This is a genomic window from Dendronalium sp. ChiSLP03b, assembly GCF_034531165.2.
Taxonomy (GTDB): Bacteria; Cyanobacteriota; Cyanobacteriia; order Cyanobacteriales; family Nostocaceae; genus Dendronalium; species Dendronalium minutum.
This window is the reverse complement of sequence record NZ_JAVRBR020000151.1, coordinates 85,162-110,591: the sequence shown is the minus strand read 5'-3', so window position 1 is coordinate 110,591 and position 25,430 is coordinate 85,162. Positions and strand designations below refer to the sequence as shown.

The window sequence follows — 25,430 nt, the reverse complement described above, 5'->3', positions numbered from 1 at the left end:
TGCGTCCCCGCGTCAGCCTTAATCATCCCCTTATTCAGCAACGCCGAAATTTTTTCTATGCAGATATCTTATGGTATGATATTTGCATGATAGTAAGCTGTTAGTTGTGAGAGTCGTCATTTATCACTGGTCATTTGTACTGACAAAAAACCAAAGACTAAAGAAGGTCTTGACAAAAAAATACAATATGTATACGAGTGCATTAGCTGAGTACAGAAACTATACCAGACAACACCAGCTTGTAATTTGTTACCAATGATAAAGTATCAACTAACTCGTGGGGACTTAATAAAATGTCAGCACGAGTGCGATCGCACAGTAAATATTAGCAACTTAAATGAATGAAGCTGATTTTGGTTGCCGAAACGTAAAAGTTAACCAACACAAAACTTATGACTTTAGTATGGGCTTTAAACGCTCAACATACTACCGCTAAGTGGATAGTCATGTGGATAATTTATTCTTAACGTTAGGATGCTGTATGTATAAAACTCTAAGTAGCCATTAGATAGTATTACTCATCGCTATTTAATAAGGATACTGTACTCAGACTTATCCATATAAATTATAAGCTTTAGATAATTAGTTGAAAGCCATGGACAATCCAGATGCCGCAGTAATTATACCTGGACATAACGTAGAAGCGTATATTGCTGAGGCAACACAGTTAGAACAAACTCTTGATGCTGAGCAAGGCTTTTGCTTTCATAAGTGGTTTGAAACTCAAGTAGAGCAGAAGCCAGATGCTGTTGCAGTGATTTTTGCAGACAAACAGTTAACCTATCGAGAACTGAATCACCGCGCCAATCAACTAGCACACTACTTGCAAGCAATGGGTGTGGGAGCAGAAAGTCTTGTAGGCATCTATATGGAGCGCTCCTTAGAAATTGTGGTGGGGCTTTTAGCTATTCTCAAAGCTGGTGGAGCTTATGTACCTTTAGATCCTGCTTATCCAAAAGAGCGGATTGCTTTCATAGTAGAAGAAACCCAAGTAACAATACTGCTAACTCAAAAGCATCTACTTAAGGAGCTTCCCCAGTTAGAGTCGCGGCTGGTTTGCCTAGATACTGAATGGAATAATATTGCCAGAGAAAGTAAAGCAAACCCAGCTAGTGAGGTCACACCAGAAAATCTTGCCTATGTAATTTATACTTCTGGTTCTACTGGCAAACCAAAAGGGGTAGAAATGCCTCATATCAGTATTAGTAACTATGTGCAATCTCTCAACCAGATTTTGCAAATTAATTCAGAAGATATCTATCTACACACAGCTTCTTTCTCATTTTCTTCCTCGCTCAGACAGTTGATGCTCCCTTTAACTCAAGGTGCAAAAATTGTCATGGCAACACAAGAACAAATCAAAAATCCCCTCAGCCTATTTGAGTTGATTAAACAGCAACAAGTCACAGTATTTGACACTGTTCAATCAGTTTGGCGTTATCTACTCCAGGCTCTAGAAGAACTTGATGATGTAAATAGAGAGCAACTATTGGAATCTAAACTCAGACTGCTCTTATTTTCTGGAGGATTACTACCAAACGAACTTTTCAAAAAAGTCCGCAGCACAGTCAAGGCTAAAGCACGTATTGTCAACATTTACGGTCAAACAGAAACCATCGGAGTTTGTGCTTACCCTGTTCCCGAACAATTCGATCGAGAATTAGTATATTTACCCATAGGTCGTCCCTATCCTTATGTAGAACTCTATCTTCTTGACGAAAATCTCCAACCAGTTTCGGTAGGAGACGTTGGCGAAATACACATTGCAGGTGCTGGTTTAGCTAGTGGTTATCTTAACCTTCCCAAACTAACCCAGGAAAAATTTATTCCTTACCCCTTTAGTAAAAAGCCTGGAACGCGTCTTTACAAAACCGGTGATTTAGCCCGTTATCTACCAGACGGCAACCTTGAGTGCGTTGGCCGTGCTGATTTTCAAGTCAAGATTCGTGGTATCCGCATTGAATTAGGTGAGATTGAAAGTACCATCTTGACACACCCAGGAGTGCGGGAAGTTGTAGTTGTCACGCGAACAATAAATATTTCTGGCGAGCCAAGCTTAGTAGGGTATATCGTTCTCAAACCAGAACAAACACTTACAAATAAAGAACTACGAAACTATCTTAGAGATAAGCTACCAGATTACATGATACCTGTTACCTTTGTGATGCTAGAGGCTCTACCTTTAACACCCAACGGTAAAATAGACCGCGCCGCTTTACCAGCACCTAATGCAGTTAGACAAGAGTCAAAAGATACGTATGTAGCTCCCCGGAATGAGTTAGAACTTCAACTTACAAAAATTTGGGAAAAGGTTTTAGGCGTTCAACCTATTGGCGTAACAGACAACTTCTTTGAATTAGGAGGTAATTCGCTGATAGCTGCGCGCTTAATTGCTGATATTGAAAGAATTTGGAATAGAAAGCTTCCTTTAGCTATCCTCTTGGAGACGCTGACGGTTGAGCAACTGGCTGATGTTCTACGCCAAGAAGAACAACCAGAAAATTGGACTTCCTCACTTGTGCCAATTCAACCAAACGGCTCGAAACCACCTTTATTTTGCATCCATCCAGTTGGTGGTAATGTTTTAGATTATTATCACTTAGCAAATTATTTGGGTCGGGAGCAACCAGTCTATGGACTGCAAGCACAAGGACTAACTGAAAAACAACAGCCTTTAACGTGTATAGAAGACATGGCGAACCACTACATTCAAGAGATTCGCACAATTCAGCAAAATGGCCCTTACTTTCTGGCAGGTTATTCGTTTGGTGGAGTTGTCGCATTCGAGATGGCTCAGCAACTCCATGCTCAAGGTCAGAAGGTAGCTTTGCTAGGCTTGTTTGATGTTAGTTCTCCAACTTTGCAACCAACTCGCTCATCAATTACTAAATTTCTAAGGGTTCATTTGAGTAACCTTAAGCAACTGAAACCTCAACAGAGGCTGAAGTATGTCAAAAACTGGGTGCAGTGGCGTATTAAGGGTGGAAATTACAAGGATGTACTGATTAATGAGTTGTCTGACACCAGCTATGATTTTAGGGTTTTAGAAACCAATTGGCAAGCTAAGAAAAATTATCAACCTCAAGTGTATCCTGGTACAGTTACTCTTTTTCGTTCCAAGTTGCAGCCTGTGAAGTTTGGCGAGCAGCTTGACTTGGGCTGGGGTGATTTGGTGAGTGGAGGCTTAAAAATTCATAGTATTGCTGGCGATCATTATAGTGTGTTAAGAGAAGCTTCTGTTAAAGAGTTGGCTGAAAAATTAAAGTTTTGTTTAGAGCAGTTATGAATTATATTAGTTTAGCCTTCTTCCGGTTTTAAGAATGGGCATTAACAAAGCTAATATTTCCTACTCCTTTTTAATAAAGTAAATTTTGTAAAGCTTGGTTTTCATTCTTTTCAAGGTAAGTTCATCTGAGTTAATTTCAGGCTTTCTCGAAGATATATCATAGATAAAAAGGTCTATTACTAATGTCAAAGCGAAGCAAACTAGGAAGCAAACTAGTAGGAAATTCTTTTGCATTATTAGTTAATCGTCTAACACAAAGTATTACGACTTTTGTTTTAGTTGCATCTATCGCTCGGATTTTAGGGCCATACGAACTGGGGCAGTATATGCTTGCCTTCAGCTATTATTTTGTGTTCATGTCTATAGCTTCGCAGGGATTCAAGACACTATTTACCAGAGAGCTAGCACGCAATCCTCACGAAACACCACTTTATTTGGTTAGTGGAAGTTTATTGCAGTTATTATTCGGCATCATTGGCTATGCAGTCTTAGCGGTTTTAGTGTTTGCCTTACCCTACAGTCCCGATACCTCGACTGTATGCTACGTGATGGGTTTAACAATTATCCCCTTCTCACTTTCTAATATTACCGAGGCTATTTTTCAGGCACAAGAGAAGATGCACTTAATAGCCATTAGTACGGTGCCAGTTTACATTCTGCGCTTACTGTTAATGATCTGGGGAATGAATCTAAAATATGACATTAACTTTGTATGTGCGCTCATGGTTATTTCAGAAACTCTAATTTTATTAATTGAATGGGGTTTAATATCGCGATTTGTAAAATATAAATTTCAATTTGATTGGAACTTTATGTGGAAGTCCACAAAGGATGTAGGTACATTTATAGTAATTGAGGGCATATCTGTATTGAAGGATAGAATGCAGGTTCTCATCTTATCTTTATTAGGAGGTGAGATAGTGGTAGGGCTTTATGGCGCGGTTGGACAATTGATGCAACCTTTTCAAATTATTTCTTATAGTCTGATAATAGGTTTATTTCCTAGTATGTCAAAGGCTGTTAGTTTAGGTCGCGAACAGCAACAAAAATTAGCAGAAAGAGCAGCTGAAATTTTGCTGATTGTTGTCTTACCATTCATTATCGGTATATTTTTTATTGGGCAAGATTTACTTATCCTTCTATATAAAGATGGTAACTTTGCCCAAGCAGCTTTAGCACTTAATATAATTGCAATTGGTCTGCTGACATCAGCCTTTAGCCGTCCATTAAGCTATGTATTAGTGGCAAATGGGTTTGAGCGAGTTAACCTAATAGAAGTATTGACAACAACTGTATTAGGTGCTTTGCTCAGTATATTATTGGTTCCTAAATATCAATTAAATGGTGCTGCATTTTCAGTGCTTATTACACAAATTATAAGTTGTACTATATATATTTATAATGTATATAAACGGCTTTTTTATCTAAATTTATGGCATACTACACGTCGTCCAATTTTAGTTAGCTTTTTAATGGTAACTATCTTTGTGGGACTACACAATTTTAGTCAAAATATTTTAGTTACTATGCTGAGCGCTACCTTGGCTTACACCTTAATCACTAGTATTTTAGGGGTTTATGCTGTTGGGGGTTTTAGCGTTGTTTGGGAAAAAATATCCCATAAATTGCATTCAATTAAACAGCGATAAACTCAAAAAAATAAATGACTAAAAATTGAAATCAAGTTTTAGGCAAAAAATTATAATTATGATGAAAGTATCGTTGTTACATTTTTGTTTTTATGAATACACCGTTCAATTAGCAAATGCTTTAGCTAATTATGTTGAACTAACCCTAATTCATCCTGAAAAAGTGTCCGTCCAGTGTAAAGATGTTCTCGATTCACGCATACATATACGTAATTTTGAAAAACCACGCATCCGCGATCCACGTAACCTAAATGCTATGCATAAAATGATGCATATTATTCGAGCAAGTTCACCTGAGGTTTTGCATATCCAAGAAACGAACGATCCCTGGTTTGACTTGACGCTGTTGCTCAATAAAATGCCTCCTTTAGTAACAACAATACATGACGTTTTTCGCCATCCAGGGGATCGTCAAAACGTGTTTGGTTCAGAATATACTCGCCAGATCGTATTTCATCGTTCTCAGCAGTTAATAGTTCATGCTGACTTACTTAAGAATGCGTTGCTTCAACAATTATCTATATCAGAACAACGAGTCAGTGTCCTTCCTCACGGAGAACTGGGAAGCTTATATCAAAAATTGGGAGTTAGTAATGATGTCGCGCGCGAACCTTATACATTGCTATTTTTAGGGCGGATTTGGCCTTATAAAGGCTTAAAATACCTGCTGGAAGCAATGCCATTAGTTGCAGAACATATTCCAGAGGTGAAGCTAATTATTGCCGGACGTGGAGAAAATTTACAGCAGTATTTCCCTAATGGCTGCAATGAGAAACGTTACGAAATTTTGAATCGCTATATCCAGGACAAAGAAATAGTCGATTTGTTTCAACGCAGTACAGCATTAGTCTTACCCTATATTGAAGCATCGCAAAGTGGTGTAGCGGCGATCGCCTATGGGATGGGAACGCCAGTCATAGCTTCTGATATCGGCGGTTTGTCTGAGATGATTAAACATGAAAAAGATGGATTGCTAGTCCCACCGCGTAATGTTCGCGCCTTAGCTGATGCTATTATTCATTTATTGAGCGATCGCAATTTACAACAGCGGATGCAAACTGCGGCATTAGCCCGCTGTCAGCAAGATTTAAATTGGTCGAATATTGCTGCTCAAACAGTAGAAATCTATCATAATGTAATCAATAAAAAGCAAAAATATAATTTAGTCAATTTATGAGAAAGCTGGCGATCGTTGCGGAACTAGCCTTCACAATCACAGGGTTACTAGTATATTCAGGAGCTATTTTATATCTTGTTCTCTCAGGAGGAGCGCAAGAAAGCGAGTTTGTGGATTTTGATAGTTCTTTAATTCGGATTATTAATTTATTTCTTTATATAGTTACTTTTTTTCTACTAGTTTTGCGGTGGCGGAAAACAGTTTATGTCTTGAGTCAAGACCGCTTTATAATTAGTCTCATAGTCTTACTACCTACCTTATCTATTCTTTGGTCTTTTGCGCCAGCGACAACTATTAAGGATAGCTTTACTGTATTTGGTTCGAGCTTATTTGGAATTTATTTAGCCACACGCTACACTTTAAAACAGCAATTACAGTTGCTAGCTTTGGCATTTAGTATACAAATAGTACTGAGCTTTATATTTGCTGTGGTCTTGCCCAAATATGGAGTTATGGGTGGTATTCATCAAGGGAAGTGGCGGGGAGTATTCCATCATAAAAATGCACTTGGTGCAAGGATGGTAATTAGTAGTATCATTTTTTTGCTTCTTGGTCATAATGTTAAAAATAAACGTTTATTTATATGGGGTAGCTTTGCTTTGTCGTTGTTTTTGTTATTGCGTTCGGCTTCAAGCTCGGCTCTAGTTACCTTGATAATAATGATATTTGCATTTTACCTTTTTCAAACTTTTCGATGGTCATATCTAATTATGATACCGTCGTTAGTTGGTATAGCAACTATAGGTGAAGGTTTATATTTCTTCTTGAGTAGTAATGCTGAAGCTTTATTTAGTGCCATAGGTAAAGATGCAACATTGACTGGTAGAACAGATTTGTGGCCATTAGTAATAGAGATGATCCAGAAACAACCTTGGCTAGGCTATGGCTTTGGTGGATTTTGGCAAGGCTTAAATGGAGAATCTGCTTATATTTGGCGTGCAGCAGGATGGCCAGCAACACATCCTCACAATGGTTTTTTAGCTATTTGCCTCGATTTGGGACTAGTCGGATTATTGATATTTATGTTGGGATTTTTACGTGCTTATATCAAAGCAATGACGTTAGTACGTATTAGTAATACAGCAGAAGCGTTTTGGCCATTATTGTATTTGACTTATATAGTATTGAGTAACCTGACTGAATCTACTTTACTAGAATCAAATCGAATTACTTGGGTGCTTTATATAGCAATTACTTTATCATTGCAAATAGAATCTTTAAGACCAATACAAAAAAGTAAAAAACTTTTTAATAAGGTTGAATTTATACAAGATTAGACAGAAATTTTATTTAGCCATAATCCATAATCTCCAACAGTCTGTCAACTAAGTACTAAGTACTGACTTGAATAAATATATAAATTTAAATCTGACCTAACACCTAAACTATCTGCACGCTACTATCGAGTGGATAGCTAGGTGGACAATTTTATCCCCACCTTAGGATGGTGTAGATATCAAACTCTAAGTATCCATTAGAAATAGTCATCAGATAGTATTAGCAATCCCTTTCTGAGGAGGAAACTATAGGAAGATTTAAAGATGAAGTCTTAACCGAATCAGTTTCCTCAACACAGGGCTTGAAAAGGTATTCAAATATTGAAGATATAAATTTTATTTATGGGCGTAGTAAAAATGACGATACTCAAAATTCTTATGATTGGCTCTAGTTTAGAGCAGAATGGTGGAATTGCAACCTTTGAAAAACTCATAATTAAACACGCTCCTACTAATATCGAAATTCAGCATATTACCAGCCATGATGAAGGTTCAATAGCACATAGATTGATAATATTTTGTCAAGCTTTAGGAAAGTTTTTGTGGAAATTGATATTTGAGCAAACAGATATTATATATCTTCAGATTTCAGAGCGTGCTAACATTTTAAGAAAATCCATTCTTGCCTTGATTGCTTTTCTGTTTCGCAAGCCAGTATTGTTACACGCTCATGGAGCCGAATTTCATCTTACTTACTCTCGACTTCCTGAATGGGCAAAGCAATTGTTGAGCAGTATATTTCGTCGTTGCAATGGTTTGATTGTTTTATCAAAAACTTGGAAAGAGTACTACGTTTTAAATCTAGGTTTAAACCCACAACAAGTTTTTGTCTTACCTAATCCTGCCGAATTACCTGTAGAAATTCCTCAACGGATGAATGCCGATCGAGTGACTCTACTCTTTTGCGGGCGTGTTGGTCAACGCAAGGGAACATTTGATTTAATTGAGGCGTTTGCTAACCTACCTGCTGAGCAAAAAAACCGCGCAAAGCTAATTATCGCCGGAGATGGAGATATAGAACAAGGGCGCAAATTAGTTGAGAATCTAAATCTTACAGAACATATTACTTTTGCAGGTTGGGTAAACTCAGAAGAACGAGACAAACTGTTAGCTAAAGCGGATGTATTTTTATTGCCCTCTTACAATGAAGGTTTGCCGATGGCAATACTTGAAGCAATGAGTTGGGGATTGCCTGTAATTAGTACACCAGTTGGAGGAATTCCTGAGCTAATAGTTTCTAATGAGAATGGTTTGCTGGTTAAACCTGGTGATATTCAACAGTTATCAGCAGCAATCCTATCTCTAATTACTAATGATGAATTAAGGTTGATAATGGGAAAAACTGCAAGAGAACGTGTGATGCCATACGATATTAAAAATTATCTGAATTCTTTGATCGATGTCTATAACTTAGTATTGACACGCACAAAAAAATACAGTCTTTATGAATCAAAGGCGTAGATTAATTGGCAGACGCAGTTTTTTATTCAGCTTAGGTAGTTTAGCAACTATGAGTGCTGTAGCAATGAGTAAAGCTGCTTATCAAAATCAGCAGATACAAGCGCTTGATAATCCCAACAGGAATTTTATAATTACTGAGGGATTTTCCTTAAAAGAACGTGCTGCGAAGAAAGGACTAATTTATGGGGCAGCGACTCGGCAGATAGATCTCTTATCAAATGCTTCATATGCTGCTGCCATAGTCCACAACTGTAGTGTACTCGTGCCTGAATGGGAATTTAAGTGGGCTGCCGGCAATACAACACTTCGTCCCAGTGCAGATCGTTTTGATTTTAGCGCACCAGACTGGATGGCTAACTTTGCAGCAACTCACAACCAGTTGTTGCGCGGTCACACTTTAGTCTGGCATGACTCCTTACCCACATGGTTTAGGAAAACAGTGAATAGCCACAACGCAGCACGACTATTAGAGAACCACATTCAAACAGTTGTAAAACGCTACGCTGGAAAAATTCATTCTTGGGATGTAGTAAATGAAGCGATTAAACCGGAAGATGGCAGATATGACGGTTTGAGAATTACTCCTTGGTTAAAGATGTTAGGAAAAAATTATATTGACTTAGCTTTTCATCTCACTGCTGCGGCTGACCCTGATGCACTATTAGTTTACAACGATTTTGGTTTGGATTATGACACCCCTGAACAGGAAGCAAAAAGAACGGCGGTACTAAAATTACTAGAGGATTTACGGGATAAGGGTACACCGATTCATGCCCTTGGTATTCAAGCTCACTTGTCACCTGGTGAGAATAAATTTAACCCAAGCAAGCTACGAAAATTTCTTCAGGATGTAGCCAGTATGGGATTAAAGATTATGATTACAGAAATGGATGTAGCTGATAAAAGGCTGCCTACAGACTTAAAAGTGCGCGATCGCACGATCGCTGGGGTCTACGAAGATTATCTTTCAACCGCCCTCGACGAACAAGCAGTTATTGCTGTAATCACGTGGGGACTGAGCGATCGCTATACTTACGTCAGCGAATCTCAACCGAGATCCGATCGCGCTCCAGTTCGTCCTCTACCCCTTGATGCTCAAATGCAGCGCAAGTTGGCATGGAATGCGATCGCTCGTGCTTTTGATAACGCTCCCAACCGCAAATAATATTTAAAATTTCAGCACGGGTTAATCCCAAGTTTATAAATAATTTTAGGCTTTTAAAGCCTAGCTATGGTATAGTAATGTAAAGATTTTTAAAATATAGAAATTTAAAGACTTGATATTTAATTCAATATTTATTTTTAACTTCAAACTTGTACTTTTAAATATTGATGTTAGAAGAATCTATGGAATCTAGAGAATCAATCGATTTAGATTTTAGCAGATATTGGTTGAGCTTGAAACGACGGTGGCTACCTGCTGCCAGTATCTTTGCAGCTACAGTTACTCTCAGTGCCTTAGCTACAACCTTACTAAAGCCATCCTATGAAGCAGAAGGAAAACTATTATTTAGAAGCCCCTCCTTTAACCTAGTAGGTTCTAATCTCTTGCCTAGTAACTCTGAAGGAGCAGAAACAGGAGATTTGAGACCACTAGTATCAACTCAAAATCCTATCAGTAGTCAAATAGAAGTTATTTCTTCTCCTGCTTTCTTGCAGAGGATAATTAACGAACTAGAACTCAAAAACAACAAAGGTGAATCTTTAAAAGTTGAAGAATTAGAAAAAGCCTTGAGTCTAAAAATTATCGGTGGCACAGACGTATTACAAATTACTCATAAAAGCCGCAATCCTAAAGAAGCAGCAGCAGTAGTCAACAAAGTAATGAATCTTTATTTAAATAATGATATCATTACAAGTCGTTCTGAAGCGGTAGCAACTCGTGAATTAATGGCCATACAGCTACCAAAAATTCAAGCAGATGTTAGTGCTGCAGAAGTAGCACTACGTAGATTTAAAGAGAAATATAATATTGTAGACCTATCAGAAGAAGCAAAGTCAGCAGTTGAAATTATTGGGAATTTAGACAGCCAGATTAATACTCTGAAGGCTGAATTGCAGGAGGCAAATACCCAGACTAATGAACTTCGGCAGAAAGTAGGTCTAAATTTGCAAATGGCAAGTGCTGTCAGTAGCCTTAGCCAGTCGCCTGCGGTGCAGGGAGTTCTTGCCCAAATTCAAGATACAGACCGACAGTTAGCAATTCAACGCAGTCGTTTTTTAGATGATAATCCCATAATTGTCGATCTAGAAGCAAAGAAAGCTAATTTACAAACCCTCCTCCAAAAGCAAATTGAACAAACCATTGGCACTCAAACAAAAGTCCCACAAGGATTATTGCAAATTGGAGAACTTCGACAAAACCTGATTAAAGACTTTTTGCAATCAGATGTGCAGCGGCTAAGCTTGAGCCAAAAACTCTCCTCTTTGTATAATTCCCGAACTGCTTACCAACAACGGGTAAAAGTTATACCGAAGTTAGTACAAAATCAAAGAGAGTTAGAACGTAAGCTTGAAGTCGCGCAATCTACTTATCAAACTTTATTGAAAAAGGTTCAAGAATTACAAGTTGCAGAAAATAAGAATACAGCCAATGCCCGGATCGTTGCTAAGGCTTTGGTTCCGGAAAAGCCATTGTTGGGGCAAAAACCTATCATTTTAGGGCTTGGTGTAATGTTAGGTTTATTTTTGTCTACAAGCACTGTTCTGTTTCTAGAAATGAGAGATAGTTCTCTCAAAACACTCAAGGACATAAAAGAGGTATTTGGATATACATTACTGGGAATTATTCCTTTGTTTACTCATAAAATTAGCTCCACTCATCTTGATAAAGAGTCAATATCTTCAGTAGTTCATGTGAGAGACATGCCTCAGTCTCTAATTAGTGAAATGTACCGGATGATTCAAGCTAATCTGAAATTTTTGAGTTCAGACAAAATACTAAAAACTATTGTAGTAACTAGTGCGGTTCCTAAAGAAGGTAAGTCTACAGTCTCAGCTAATTTGGCAGCTGCGATCGCTCAACTAGGGCGTAAAGTTTTACTTGTTGATGCAGATATGCGAATGCCTACCCAACATTATTTGTGGCAAATAAATAATGCAGTTGGTTTGAGTGAAGTACTTGTTGGTCAGGCTAAGTTCAATAATGCTGCATGTAATGTAATGCCGAATCTAGATGTGATAACTGCGGGAGTTAGACCACCTAATCCATTAGCCCTGCTTGATTCAAAACGCATGACATTACTAATTGAGGATTTTTCATCTCGCTATGACTTTGTAATTATTGATGCTCCCCCACTCCTTCTTGCAGCCGATGCTCTGACTGTCAGCCAAATGACGGATGGGATTTTATTAGTAGCTCGACCTGAAGTTATTGATTCTAGCAGTGCCAATGCTGCTCAACAGATGTTAGAGCAATCTAGTTATAAAGTTTTAGGTTTAGTAGTAAATGGTGTAGCTGATAAAAATGAATCTAGCAATTATTTCTCTCATGCTCAAGAATATTTTACGCCTAAAGTTTTGACAGAAAAATCTAAAATTGGCAAGGAATCAATATAAAACCTTGTTAAAAATAAGAAAACCGATATGCAAACGTTACAGAATTTATCTGTTGCGTGCGATACGTTCTTGGTTATAAAATTGACTATTACTTTTCCCAGGCTCAAAATTATCAAACCTGGGAAGACTATTACTTAATTCTTTCTTGAAGTTATTTCACTTCATTGGGTTCAAACTTAGTCACTTTACCTTTTTTAATAGCAACAATCACATCATAAGTTGAACAGTAAGAAAAAGTGACATTGTTGGCTTTGTTATAAAGATTAACCACATGACCTGCTCCACCTGCTTGGATACCGATTGGCTCTAAATCCCCGAAAAAGAAACGGCGCAACTGATCGCCACTACCAATCTGACCCTTACTTTTAGTCAGTAATTCTATTTTCTGTTGTACAGATAATTCTTGAGCTGATGCCTGAACCAATGAAGGATTAATTACTTTCAATGGTGCGTCCCAAACCGTTAAAAAACCGGTCAAAGTAACAGTTGCGATTAAGGGTGCGAGTTTCATTTTGACTCCTGATGCTTGAGTTATCCTAGACACCCAAACTATCTCAGTTGGGAGTGAGAGTTTATTGAAACTCAGTCATAATTTTCATGAATTTATCCCTTAATTAAATTCAGTTAATTCTCAGCATTTTTTCAGGGAATAATGGTAGCTCAAACTCACATGATAATTTAAGTATTTTCTCAGCAATACCTCATTATAACTAAACTCAATAAAGGCAACTTAGTATAATGAGCAATGCCTTCATTGTAGTGGTGCTATTGTGACTAAACCCAGAAGACCACATCGCCTAATCCCTAAAATTTCCGGACAAACATATCTCTGGCTAGCAATGCTAATTTTTGGCGCTTCTAGCGCAATCACTCGCAAGCTTACAGAAATTGGTGCCCAACACTTCATAGGCGATCGCAACCCAATTTCTTTGTGTAATGTTTTGTTCGTAGGAAACATATGCGCCTTAATAGTTCTGATTTTAATCTATTGGCGACAGTGGAATAAAGCTACTTTGAAACAACTATCAAGGAAGGATTGGGTCAATCTAACAGCAGTAGCAATCTTATCAGGAGCGCTGGCCCCTGGCTTAATTTTCCAGGCACTGGCACTTACAGGGGTGAATAATGTCATTTTGGTAGGACGCTTGGAACCGCCTCTAACTCTGGCTTTATCAGTCTGGTTGTTGAAAGAAAGGGTAGGCGTTTGGGAATTTATGGGGGCAGTTGCTGCTTTTGTTGGCGTTACCTTAACTATTCTCCTTCAGCCTCCAGAGTCAGCCATGATGAATATGGGAGGCTTGCACTTGGGCTTAGGGGAACTTCTGGTAGCAGCAGGATCTGTGGCTGTAGCTGTTTCCACAATTATTGGCAAAAAACACCTCTCCCAGATCCCTTTAGGAATTTACAGTATCTTTCGTACTGCACTAGGAACAGTAATCTTTTTCTGCATTGCTTTGATACTTTATGGCAGCGACCATTTTGCTGATGTACTCTCACCATTCCTGTGGCAGTGGATGTTCCTTTATGGTGGATTGATTGTGGTGGTAGGCCAGTCATTTTGGATTAAAGGCTTGAAAACTGCCACTGTATCTGTGGCTTCCTTAGTTGCCTCATTTACACCAATCGCAGGCATTATGGCAGCTTATTTAATTTTAGGCGAAGCTCCTACTCTAGCTCAATACGTCGGTGGCAGCGTTATTTTAGTTGGCATCTTCTTGAGTCAAGTTGGCATTTTGCGTCAGACGAATAGCAGAGTTGCGTTTGGCAAGGTTAATTCCATTCCAGCAGAACAACAGGTAGAAACTAATATGGGATTTAAGGGGATATGAAATTCCCACTTTTTCAACTAGACAGTCATCCTTAGCATTTGTGTAGGAGTATGTTACTCTTCTACACCAATAGCAAGAGGTTTGCTGTAATACTCAGTCTGAGCGTACACGCTAATAATGCTATCGCCAACTTCAAAAAATGTGCCTTCTTGCTCATCTTTAGAAAACTGTAAATTGGGATATCGAGCAGCAAGTTCCTTAGCTGTAATGCCTGGTACTGCAATCTCATCTGGTAATTTTCCAGTTGCACCAATATAAAATACCAAGGGAGAAATTCTTTCTCGATAGATTGTTTCTACATATTCTTCTAGCTTGGTACTGGTCGCTATCAATGCTGCAACCATTTCCTCTTTGTCAATATACTTACCAGAGTGTTTATCTTGCAACACTTGGATTAAACTATCAGCACCAACTTTTGTCAGTATACTAGCAACAATACCATTCTCATCAAGTCCAAGAAAGTCGTCAAAAATTGGTTTCATCAACTCATCTACTTTCGTTATATTGATGCGAGATGACAGTAGCTTGTGCCTAAAAGCAATATTTTCATTGAATGCCATCTCAAAACGAGGTTTAGTGAAAATTTTTCCAGTTTCTCGATCGTAAACTCGATACATCCTATCGAGGAATTTGTTGGCAGAAGGTAACTTACTGAGATTGAGGATTGCTTGACTGCCAATATCAATTTTATAGCTTACTCGTGAGTCAATAGTACCGTTAGCTAAAGCCTCTTGAATATTGATGTATTCGTTGGTTGTGGGGAAGTTTGTGTAAATATTTTTGGAGAGATAGTGAGTTTGTAACTCATCTATCTGCGATCGCACAAACACATCTGATTGCCCTTTTAAATGAGCAGAAATAATACTAGATAGGGCTTTTATTTCTGCTAACTGATAGAATAAGCCATCGATGGTGCTGTAACATTGATTGATAGGTATTAGCGGTAAATTATCTAACCGAATAGTGTATTCAGAACGAAAGTCAAATTTATCTGCATCCAATACACCTTTTGTTTTGAGCAATTCAAAAAGCTTTTTACTACTAATCTTGACTTGTAAGGAATTTACATTTATTTTACCATCACTCACAATCGTGTAGTTATTAAAGGTATTTAGGTCATTTACCAATAGACCTGCAATCTCAAGAATTGGGGTTTTATCTTCAAGCTTTACAAGTTTGACTTTACGTCTGACAAGCATATTGATGGTGGCGTTGTTGCGATTGAACTTAAACTCTCCCATGCCAACATATTCAGCTTTATCCATATATTCTGTCCGCAACCAAGGCTGGATTATTTCCCCATTTTCATCTCTTACACCTTGAATTCGTTTAATACTTGTTCTTTGATAATTTTCTTGTAAATGCTTGACGTTAACGATTATGTAGTTGCGATATTCTGCAAAAATTTTGATAAGTTCTAGCAGAGAAATTTGATTACTTGCCATTTTGTCACCTTCTATATAATGGTCAGGACTAGTTGAAAGCCAAGTTTGCTAAAGTAGAACTATCTTCAATGAAGAATTCCTACAAATATGAATTGAAGAGTAAACTCACAATAACTAGGCCTTAATTTTGATGTAAATTAATTGAGAAAATTGAAATATGCAAGATAAATCTTATGCGGTATTATTTGCAGTTATCAAGTTGGTAATATGAACGTTCAACTACTCCAAACTTTAGGCGTTGCCTTGCAAAGTTGGCATCACATACTTACCGAATATCTATTTTATAGTACAATTGTACCATAAAATAGGAATTTGTCCATACTTTGAAGCAGAATTGCCGAACACTCTTCTCAAGCAATGTCACAAGGCGGTGGCTATGAACTTCGTACAGCACCAAGTATGAAATTAGTCTTTTGCCCACTCCCTACTCACCACTTCTCTTTGCAGTACTGGACTCACCGAACTGCATCACCACCAAGACGGGGCTGACTCACTTTCTGTCTCCAATAATTTCTACCTAAAGGAGGAATTAATCAGCAAGTGAATAGCGAAAATTAAGGTGGTTTTACCTTGGCTCGTAAGTTAATTATTCGGTTATTACTGGTACTTTATCTGCCTCCCTCCATCTGTTGTATGTGGGGGTCTTTTACTATGAGGAAGCATATTTGTAAAATGTTTCGTCAACAACAATCACTGGCATCAGTAGCAATTTTATTTACCTTGACTGCTGCTTCTACCCCTGTAGCAGTCTCTTTTATTGTTCGTCCTGCGATCGCCCAGTCATCGGGTAACAGTACTTCTTTTCCTGTACCGCAATCTGTCCCCAGTGGTACAGATGTGCGGATTGATGGCACAACTAGCATGGAAAAGATTAATCAGGCACTAGCTGAGCAGTTCAAAGCAAAGTTTCCTGGGACAGATGTCAAGATGGCATACGACGGAACGGATGCATCTTTAAAAACATTGTTGGATGGAAAAATTGATTTGGCTGCGATTGGTCGATCGCTAACGGAGGCTGAAAAAGCGCAAGGGCTTGTCAGTACTCCCATTACCCGTAATAAGATTGCCGTAATTGTCGGCAAGGACAATCCGTATAAAAAAAGCCTGACTTCTGAACAGTTTGCCAAAATCTTTCGGGGTGAAATTACCAATTGGTCACAAGTTGGAGGTTCTCCCCAAGCAATTCGCTTGATTGACCGTCCAGAAAATAGTGACTTGCGGCAATCATTTCAAAATTATCCTGTTTTTCAGAAAAGTCCATTTAAAACGGGTGCAAATGTTGTCAAATCAGAAGACAATACTGAAGCGACGATCGCAAGACTAGGAGCAGATGGTATTGGATATGCGATCGCGGATCGAGCAATCAACAACCCCAATGTGCAAATTATCCTCCTACACAACGTTCCTCCCACCGATCCCCGTTATCCATTCTCCCAACCTTTGGGATATGCTTACCAGAAAGCTAATCCCAGTCCTGCGGCAAAGGCATTTTTAGGCTACGTCACCGATCCCAAGAATCAAGCCATCATTGAAGAAGCGAGGGTTGCAAATGCAATTGCCACTCCTGCTACCCCATCCTCACCCAGAGCTACAACTTCACCTGCAACCACTCCTACTAGAACAACAACTGAATCTAGGGGCGGATTCCCTTGGTGGTTATTACTGCCGTTACTAGTATTGGGTGGATTGCTGTGGTGGTTGCTGCGACGCGCTGAAACCTCAGGTTCTACTCCCGTTGCCGCACCTGCCTCTGCTCCTGTCCGCACCCCAGAAAGTCGGATCGTTCTTACACCCCGAGATTGCAGAAATGCTTATGCTTACTGGGAAATTCCAAATGAGGTGAGAGCAGACTTGCAACGGCTAGGACGTAATTGGAAATTGCGTCTTTACGATGTCACCGATATTGATATGGATGGTCAAATGCCGCCCAGCATTAGAGAGTTTGATGTTGATGAACGGGCGCAAGACATGCACATTCCGATCCCAGTAGACAATCGTGATTACATAGTCGAGCTTGGTTACATTAGCAATGGCGATCGCTGGCAGCCAATTGCTCGTTCGGCTCCCGTGCGCGTTCCTGCCTGTGAACCTGTTGGTAGTATTCCAACTGCCGCAGCTGCTGGAGTAACAGCAGCTGGTATTGCAGCTCATCCTTTAGCGAGCGATCGCCCTGTAACAATAGATGAAAGTCGTGTGATATTGGTACCTCGTAACTCTAGGGATGTCTATGCTTACTGGGAAGTTCCAGAAGCACGGAAAGCACAGCTGCGACGGCAGGGTGGACGTAAGCTAGCGCTTCGTGTTTACGACACTACAGGTATTGACGTAGAACGACGACTTGCTGACAGTTATCGGCAGTTTGACATTGATGAGTCAATTACCGATTTGCACATTCCCATCGATCAAAGCGATCGCAACTATGTCGCCGAATTAGGCTACGTCACCGATGATGGTCGTTGGCTAAAACTTGCTCGTTCAGCTCCTGTAGAAGTTCCATCCACACCATCGGACGGTACAACCATACCTGCATTTGGTGCGGAAACTCACATCTCACAGCGAGTTGACAATATATCTACAACAACAAACAATGTAGCAAATCAAATCAGCAGCACAATTGCAGGAGGTGCAGCCGCAGTAGCTGGAATGGGAACGGCCGCCCGTTCATTATGGGATAGAGGGCAGCCTGAACCCGTTGGCGATCGCACAACTGCGAGTCAGCCAGCCATAAAGCACGACTGCCGAATTATTCTAGTACCTCGCAACTCTAGGGATGCTTATGTTTATTGGGAAATACCAGATGCTTACAAAGCAGCTGTGCAACGGCAAGGCGGACGTAGGTTTGTGCTGCGAGTTCACGATGTGACGAATCTCGACATTGACAATCAGCCGCCGCACAGCATCCAAGAGTATCTGTGCGATGAGCATGACCAAGATAAGCATATTGCAATTCCAGCGGGCGATCGCGACTACATCACAGAAGTAGGTTACTACACAGATGACAATCGCTGGCTGAGTATTATTCGTTCCTTGAGCGTTCGCGTACCATCGAATAATTCGTAATTCGTAGTTCGTGAGGCAGCCCCCGTCTTGGTGAGTCACTTGCCGTCTTGGCGCTTTGCGTCGTTAGCGCAGCGTTAGCGAGTCCTCGAGCGTCTGGCAAAGTGACGAACCCGAAGGGCGGTTCCCGTCGATGGGGGACTGCCGAACCCGAAGGGTAATTCGTAATTACAAACTTAATTACGAATTATTTTGACTACCCTATAAATCTTAAGTGAGGACATGAATAATGGGAATTTTCTTTGATGTTCTGAGTGCAATTAACAATCCCAATCAGCAGGGAAGTCTTACTCAGCTAGAGTCAATCACAAACTCGATTCAGCAAGTGGCAACCAGCCGAGGCATCCAGCCATCGCAAATGCAAAATGTGATGTCAGCTTTAGGCAGTGTGCTTAGTCCTGTCCTTAGGCAGCAGTCAACCCCAGGTGGTAGTCAGCTACAGAATCTTATTGATCGATTTGCTGGTTCTGGCACAATGGGTGCATCTGGGTTGCAATCTCTGCTATCACCTCAGTTGCAGCAGCAAATCGTTCAAACAGTTTCTCAAAGAAGCGGCATCAGTCCGAATGTGATTCAGGCTGCTTTGCCAACATTAAGTTCGGCAGTGTTAGTTTTGCTAAATATGGGTGCTACAAAACCAGGCACTCCAGGAGGTAATTCTATCTTGAGTACTTTTCTGGACAGCGATCGCGATGGCAACACAGATCTAGGTGAAGTTCTAAAATTTGCTAATCGTTTTCTCAATCCATAGGCTCTGTAGTGAATGGCAGGCTTGTAAAGGAAACCCTTGCGCTTGGATGGGTGTAGGGGAAAAGCATAACGCAAGTTCGGCTTGTTTCGATATGGCGGCTGTATCGCTCCAGTAACCTGCATCAGCATCGATGATTTGGGCGATCGCACTTATTGTGGTCAGAGTGTCATTCGGCACAGAAAGCAAAATTGTGAGTTCCGAAAATCTGACTAAGCGATCGCTCATAGCTTTGTTGATTTTTCATGATTAGTTTGCACTTCATGAAAGCCTCGTCAGTTTTACCCTTATTCGTAACGTCTCGTAAAAATATGCATAGTTTTGTTTTAAATGATACAAATATAAACTTGCATGGGCATATTAAGAATGCTTATATTGCAAGGGAAAATAATGACAGCGACTCTATCTGGTTATAAACTCCTCGAAACCCTTCACTCTGGAGCTAAAACTATCATTTATCGTGGACGGCGAGAAACCGATAACGCCTCCGTCATTGTCAAAACTCTCCTCGACGAACATCCACCCCTGGAAGACATTGCTCGACTGCGCCACGAATATCAAATCATTGAGCCTCTGCAAATTCCTGGCATTGTTAAACCTTATGAATTAAAAAATTATCAGCACGGTCTGGCTTTGATTTTGGAAGACATTCCAGGTTCCTTGCTTAAAGAAGTAATTGCAACTCAAACAACCACCTTGATTACTTTTCTCAAAGTGGCGATTAATCTGGCACACACATTAGGAGAGCTGCACGCCCAACAGATCATTCATAAAGATATTAAGCCGCACAATATTTTAATTGACCTCGGCTCTGGGGAAGTTAAACTGATTGACTTCAGTATCTCCTCACGGCTTGATAAAGAAAATCCAACCTTGAGCAATCCTAATTTACTCGAAGGTACGCTTGCCTATATGTCACCTGAGCAAACGGGCAGAATGAACCGGGCAATCGATTACCGCAGTGACTTCTACTCGTTGGGTGTCACTTTGTATGAAATGCTGACGGGGACTTTGCCGTTTCACGCTACCGATCCGATGGAGTTGGTACACTGTCACATTGCTAAAATACCCGCCGCACCTTGCAAAGAAACTGTGTGTCGCTTGATGGAAGATGTGCCAGAGGCGATTAGTGCGATTATTTTAAAGCTATTAGCGAAAACAGCAGAACAACGGTATCAAAGCGCCTGGGGATTGAAAGCGGATTTAGAGGAATGTTTGTTTCAACTGCAAACGACTGGCAAAATTGAACATTTTGTACCAGGAAGAAGAGATAAATCTGGGCATTTTTTGATTCCGCAAAAGCTCTACGGACGCGAAGTAGAAGTTACAACTTTGATGGCTGCATTTGAGCGTGTGGCAGGTGGTAGCAGCGAACTCATGCTCGTTTCCGGTTATTCGGGGATTGGTAAGACAAGTGTTGTCAATGAAGTTCATAAACCGATTGTGGGTGCAAGGGGTTATTTTATTGCAGGTAAGTTCGATCAGTTCAAGCGTAATATTCCCTATGCATCGTTGATTCAGGCGTTCCAATCATTAATTCAGCAATTACTCACTGAAAACGAAGCCCAAATCCAAGCATGGAAAGAGAAACTATTAACTGCGTTGGGGGAGAATGGGCAAGTTATTATTGATGTGATTCCAGAAGTCGAACTAATTATTGGTACTCAGCCACCTGTGACACAACTGGGTGCGACAGAATCTCAAAATCGTTTCAATCGTGTTTTTGGGCAATTCATTGGAGTATTCACAACCCAAGAGCATCCTCTCGTAGTTTTCTTGGATGACTTACAGTGGGCAGATTCGGCATCGCTGAACTTAATTGAGCTATTGATGACGGATAGCGATCGCCAATATCTATTATTAATCGGAGCATACCGCGATAACGAAGTGTCGCCCACCCATCCACTCATGATGAGTTTGGACAAAATTCAAACAGCAGATACAGTGGTAAATAACATCGTTCTGTCACCCTTGCAGTTAACGGATGTAGAAGTGTTAATTGGCGATACTTTGAATGACGCAGAATGCAGTGAGGAACTTGCAGAATTACTATTCCACAAAACTGGCGGGAACCCCTTCTTCTTAACGCAACTGCTCTTAACCTTGCATCAGGAAGACTTGTTAACCTACGAGTTCCATTCAGGAGTCTGGCAGTGGGATATTCAAGATATTCAAGCAATTGGTATTACTGACCTAAATGTTGTTGAACTGACTGCGAGAAACATTCGCAAACTATCAATAGAGACGCAGGAAGTTCTCAAACTAGCGGCTTGTATTGGTAATACTTTTAACTTAGATGTATTGGCGATTGTTAACGAAGCATCACCTCTAACAACTGCGGCGCAATTGTGGTCGGCGCTGCAAGCTGGTTTGATTCTGCCGTTAAATCAAGATTACAAAATTCCCTTGGTATTTAGCCAAGAAGAATCAAGTGGTATTACCTTAACTGATATCAAGGTTGACTACAAGTTTTTACATGACAGAGTACAGCAAGCAGCTTATTCTTTAATTACCGACGACGATAAAAAAGAAACTCACTTAAAAATTGGCCAATTACTGTTACAAAATACTACGCAAGAAGCACGCAGAGAAAATGTCTTTGCTCTAGTTAACCAACTCAATTATGGTACCGATTTACTAACAAATAAAATAGAAAAATATGAACTAGCAGAACTTAATTTGATAGCAGGTCAAAGAGCAAAAGCAGCAACAGCACACGATTCTGCTATCAAATATTTGCAAGTAGGTTTAGGATTGTTAGTATCTGATAGCTGGGAAAGTCACTATCAACTGACATTAGCGCTTCATGAAGAAGCGGCAGAGGTAGCATTTTTAAGCGGTAATTTTGACGAAATGCAAAAGTTTGTTGAGGTAGTGCAAAATCGCGCTAAAACGCTACTGGACAAAATGAAGGTATATGAAGTCCAGATTCAAGCTTATGCATCTCAGAACAAACTAAAGGAAGCGCTGAATACGGGACTGCAAGTATTAAAGCTGTTGGGGGTAGAATTTCCCAACCAGCCAAACCCGTCAGATATTGGACGGGGATTAGAGGAAACTGCATCAATTTTGAGTGGAAAGAAAGTTTCGGACTTACTCGACTTACCTTTAATGACCGATCCGGATAAACTGGCAGCTTTGAGGCTGCTGTCAAGCCTATTTGCTATTACCTACTTTGTGGCTACAGAACTAGTTCCCTTAGTGGTGTGTAAACAGGTCAATTTATCTGTCCAATATGGCAATGCTTCTGGATCTCCCATAGGTTATGCCTTTTATGGTTTTCTTCTATGCGGGGTAGTCGGTGATATTGAGCAAGGCTATCAGTTTGGTCAATTAGCTTTGAGCCTTAGATTAAAATTGAATGCTAAAGAAATCAGAACCAACCAGATAGCAAATCTTCTAATCCTACATTGGAAAGAACATGTCAACAATATTTTAGAATCCTATCGTTCGGTTTACTTTAGCGGACTAGAAGTCGGAGATTTAGAATATGCTAGCTGTAGCCTATTTCAATACTGTTATCAGTCCTATGTGGCTGGTAAGCAACTAACCTATGTCGAAAGAGAAATGGCAACCTATTGGGATGCTATTAATAAAATCAAGCAAAAAACAGCTCTTAATTATCACGAAATCCATTGGCAAGCCGTCTTAAACCTGTTGGGCAAGGCTGAAAATCCCTGTGTGCTGAAGGGTGAAGCTTATGACGAACAAAAAATGCTGCAACTTCACCACTCAAGCAACGACCTATTAGCACTTGAATTCTTATACTCGCACAAACTTCAGCTTTGTTATCGGTTTGATGATTACTCCCAAGCGTTGGAAAATATCGCTCAATTAGAAAATTATCTGGCTACAGCTACAGGACATATAGATTCTGTGCTTTTCCATTTCTACGATTCTCTAGTGCGGTTGGCGATATATGCCGATATTACACAATCAGAGCAACAGGGTATTCTTGACAGAGTAGGAGCTAATCAAGAAAAAATGCAAAAATGGGCGCATCATGCCCCAATGAATTATCTGCATAAATTCTATTTAGTAGAGGCAGAACGACATCGGATTTTAGACGAAAAATTAGAAGCAATTGAGATGTATGATAAGGCGATCGCACTTGCTAAAGAAAACGAATACATCAACGAAGAAGCATTAGCTTACGAACTTGCAGCCAAATTCTATCTGTCATGGGGTAAACGAAGCATTGCGAAAACCTACATGACAGATGCTTACTATGCCTATATGCGTTGGGGGGCTGTTGCTAAAGTCAAAGATTTAGAATCGAAATACCCGCAATTAATTACGCGATCGTCAAACACACAAAAGCTTGAAACAAATTACAAAGAACTGACTCAAACAAGCTCCACAACCACTGGAGGCTCGCACCTTCTCGACTTGATGACAGTGATGAAAGCCTCACAGGTGCTGTCAGAAGAAATAATGCTAACTCGCCTGCTCGAAAAAATGATGAAAATTGCCATCGAAAATGCTGGCGCTGTCCAAGGTTACTTTATTGCCAAGCACGAGCATCAATGGATGTTAGAAGCAGCGGGAATGGTTGAAGGAAAAGACCTTAACGTTGTTGTTAACTCGCAGGAAGAGACAAATTCACTTTTACTGCCAGTTGCCTTATTCAACTATGTCGAAAGAACCAGAGAAAATCTTGTTTTAGATGATGCGGTGAAAGACTCGCGCTTTGCAGCAGATGCTTATGTCACTACTCACCAATCTAAATCGATTTTGTGTCTGCCGCTGATTCACTCTGGCAAGTTTACTGGTCTTCTTTACCTGGAAAATCATCTCATTCCTGGTGCTTTTACCCCAGAACGGGTAAATGTGCTGAGTCTGTTGATCGCGCAAATTTCGATTGCGATCGATAATGCCCGTCTCTACACCAACCTACAAACCTACTTGCAACAACTAGAAGCTAAAAACGCAGCTTTGCAAGCATCTCAAACGCGAGAGCGAGAAAAAGCTGAAGAACTTCAACAATCCCTGCACAAACTACAACAAACACAGTCTCAACTTGTGCAGACTGAAAAAATGTCCAGCTTAGGGCAACTGGTAGCTGGCGTTGCCCACGAAATCAACAATCCGGTCAATTTTATCTCTGGCAACCTGACCCATGCCAACGACTACACCCAAGATGTGTTGGGATTGCTGGAACTTTATCAGAAACATTATCCATCTCCTCATCCTGAAATTCAAGAAGAAGCGGAGGCTATTGACCTGGAATTCCTGCTGGAAGACCTGCCTAAGCTACTGTCTTCTATGCAGGTTGGGGCAGACCGGATTCGCAAAATTGTTGCTTCCCTGAGAACCTTTTCGCGCATGGACGAAGCTGAGAGAAAAGCGGTTAATATTCATGACGGTATTGAAAGTACCCTAATGATTCTGCAACATCGCCTGAAAGCGAAATCAGACCATCCTGGCATTGAGGCGATTAGACATTATGGCAACCTACCCCTAGTGGAATGTTATGCAGGGGAACTGAATCAGGTGTTTATGAATGTGTTGAGTAATGCGATCGATGCTTTGGAGGAGTCATTAGTGAGTAATCCAGGAAAAATGACCAGCCCAAGCATTACTATTCACACTGAACAAGTGAATGCTCATCAAGTGGAAATCCGCATTACAGACAATGGTCTGGGTATGCTTGAGTCTGTTCGGCAACGCTTATTCGATCCCTTCTTCACCACAAAACCCGTGGGCAAAGGAACGGGTATGGGCTTGTCAATTAGTTACCAAATTATCACCGAAAAACATGGTGGTTCAATCTCTTGTGCCTCAAAACTTGGCGAGGGAGCAGAGTTCATTATCTGCCTTCCAGTTCGCTAGCAACTCAGCAACAACGTTTGAGACATTTCAATGAAATTTTTAGCAATAAGCCTAACGATAGATGAAGATGCGATCGGTTCAGCTTACTAATCTTGAGAAAGATTGCTCGTC

Annotated in this window: 14 protein-coding genes; 11 read left to right on the top strand and 3 right to left on the bottom strand. The window is 40.2% G+C overall.

Annotation, left to right across the window (positions count from 1 at the left end):
• The first annotated feature begins 595 nt into the window (after nt 1-595).
• From RMY31_RS35695 to RMY31_RS35665, 7 genes are all read left to right on the top strand, one after another.
• A complete protein-coding gene (locus tag RMY31_RS35695) occupies nt 596-3,286 on the top strand; it encodes an amino acid adenylation domain-containing protein (RefSeq protein WP_322660359.1) in 2,691 nt (896 codons plus the stop codon).
• 182 nt (nt 3,287-3,468) lie between these two features.
• Nucleotides 3,469-4,935 carry a flippase gene (locus RMY31_RS35690; RefSeq protein ID WP_322660357.1) on the top strand — a complete coding sequence of 489 codons (1,467 nt, stop codon included), beginning with the start codon at nt 3,469-3,471 and terminating at the stop codon, nt 4,933-4,935.
• A gap of 58 nt (nt 4,936-4,993) precedes the next feature.
• A complete protein-coding gene (locus RMY31_RS35685; RefSeq protein ID WP_322660355.1) occupies nt 4,994-6,112 on the top strand; it encodes a glycosyltransferase family 4 protein in 1,119 nt (372 codons plus the stop codon).
• On the top strand, nt 6,109-7,389 hold the full coding sequence (locus tag RMY31_RS35680) for an O-antigen ligase family protein (protein ID WP_322660353.1): 1,281 nt from the start codon (nt 6,109-6,111) through the stop codon (nt 7,387-7,389). Before RMY31_RS35685 ends, RMY31_RS35680 begins: the two co-directional genes overlap by 4 nt.
• A gap of 378 nt (nt 7,390-7,767) precedes the next feature.
• Nucleotides 7,768-8,850, top strand: a complete 1,083-nt coding sequence (locus RMY31_RS35675) for a glycosyltransferase family 4 protein (protein ID WP_409879621.1) — start codon at nt 7,768-7,770, stop codon at nt 8,848-8,850.
• Nucleotides 8,834-10,015, top strand: coding sequence for an endo-1,4-beta-xylanase (locus tag RMY31_RS35670; protein WP_322660349.1), 1,182 nt, complete (start codon nt 8,834-8,836; stop codon nt 10,013-10,015). Before RMY31_RS35675 ends, RMY31_RS35670 begins: the two co-directional genes overlap by 17 nt.
• 167 nt (nt 10,016-10,182) lie before the next feature.
• A complete protein-coding gene (locus RMY31_RS35665; RefSeq protein WP_409879619.1) occupies nt 10,183-12,408 on the top strand; it encodes a GumC family protein in 2,226 nt (741 codons plus the stop codon).
• 151 nt (nt 12,409-12,559) lie between these two features.
• Here the strand turns inward: RMY31_RS35665 and RMY31_RS35660 are convergent, their stop codons facing one another.
• Nucleotides 12,560-12,919, bottom strand: a complete 360-nt coding sequence (locus tag RMY31_RS35660; protein ID WP_322660425.1) for a hypothetical protein — start codon at nt 12,917-12,919, stop codon at nt 12,560-12,562.
• A gap of 259 nt (nt 12,920-13,178) precedes the next feature.
• Here RMY31_RS35660 and RMY31_RS35655 point away from each other — a divergent pair, with 259 nt between their 5' ends.
• Nucleotides 13,179-14,237, top strand: a complete 1,059-nt coding sequence (locus RMY31_RS35655; protein WP_322660345.1) for a DMT family transporter — start codon at nt 13,179-13,181, stop codon at nt 14,235-14,237.
• Nucleotides 14,238-14,290: 53 nt separating this feature from the next.
• Here RMY31_RS35655 and RMY31_RS35650 read toward each other — a convergent pair whose 3' ends face one another.
• Nucleotides 14,291-15,682, bottom strand: coding sequence for a hypothetical protein (locus RMY31_RS35650; RefSeq protein WP_322660343.1), 1,392 nt, complete (start codon nt 15,680-15,682; stop codon nt 14,291-14,293).
• Between the two features lie 672 nt (nt 15,683-16,354).
• Here RMY31_RS35650 and RMY31_RS35645 point away from each other — a divergent pair.
• The gene (locus tag RMY31_RS35645; RefSeq protein WP_322660341.1) at nt 16,355-18,742 is read left to right on the top strand and encodes a DUF4912 domain-containing protein; all 2,388 of its coding nucleotides are present in this window, start codon (nt 16,355-16,357) and stop codon (nt 18,740-18,742) included.
• 226 nt (nt 18,743-18,968) lie between these two features.
• The gene (locus tag RMY31_RS35640; protein ID WP_322660339.1) at nt 18,969-19,490 is read left to right on the top strand and encodes a DUF937 domain-containing protein; all 522 of its coding nucleotides are present in this window, start codon (nt 18,969-18,971) and stop codon (nt 19,488-19,490) included.
• On the opposite strand, the gene RMY31_RS35635 is transcribed toward RMY31_RS35640, so the two are convergent.
• Entirely contained in the window at nt 19,458-19,715 is a 258-nt protein-coding gene (locus tag RMY31_RS35635) for a hypothetical protein (protein WP_322660337.1), read from the bottom strand. The two genes, RMY31_RS35640 and RMY31_RS35635, sit on opposite strands and share 33 nt — an antisense overlap.
• 162 nt (nt 19,716-19,877) lie before the next feature.
• Here RMY31_RS35635 and RMY31_RS35630 point away from each other — a divergent pair, with 162 nt between their 5' ends.
• Nucleotides 19,878-25,319 carry an AAA family ATPase gene (locus tag RMY31_RS35630; protein WP_322660335.1) on the top strand — a complete coding sequence of 1,814 codons (5,442 nt, stop codon included), beginning with the start codon at nt 19,878-19,880 and terminating at the stop codon, nt 25,317-25,319.
• Nucleotides 25,320-25,430 lie beyond the last annotated feature (111 nt).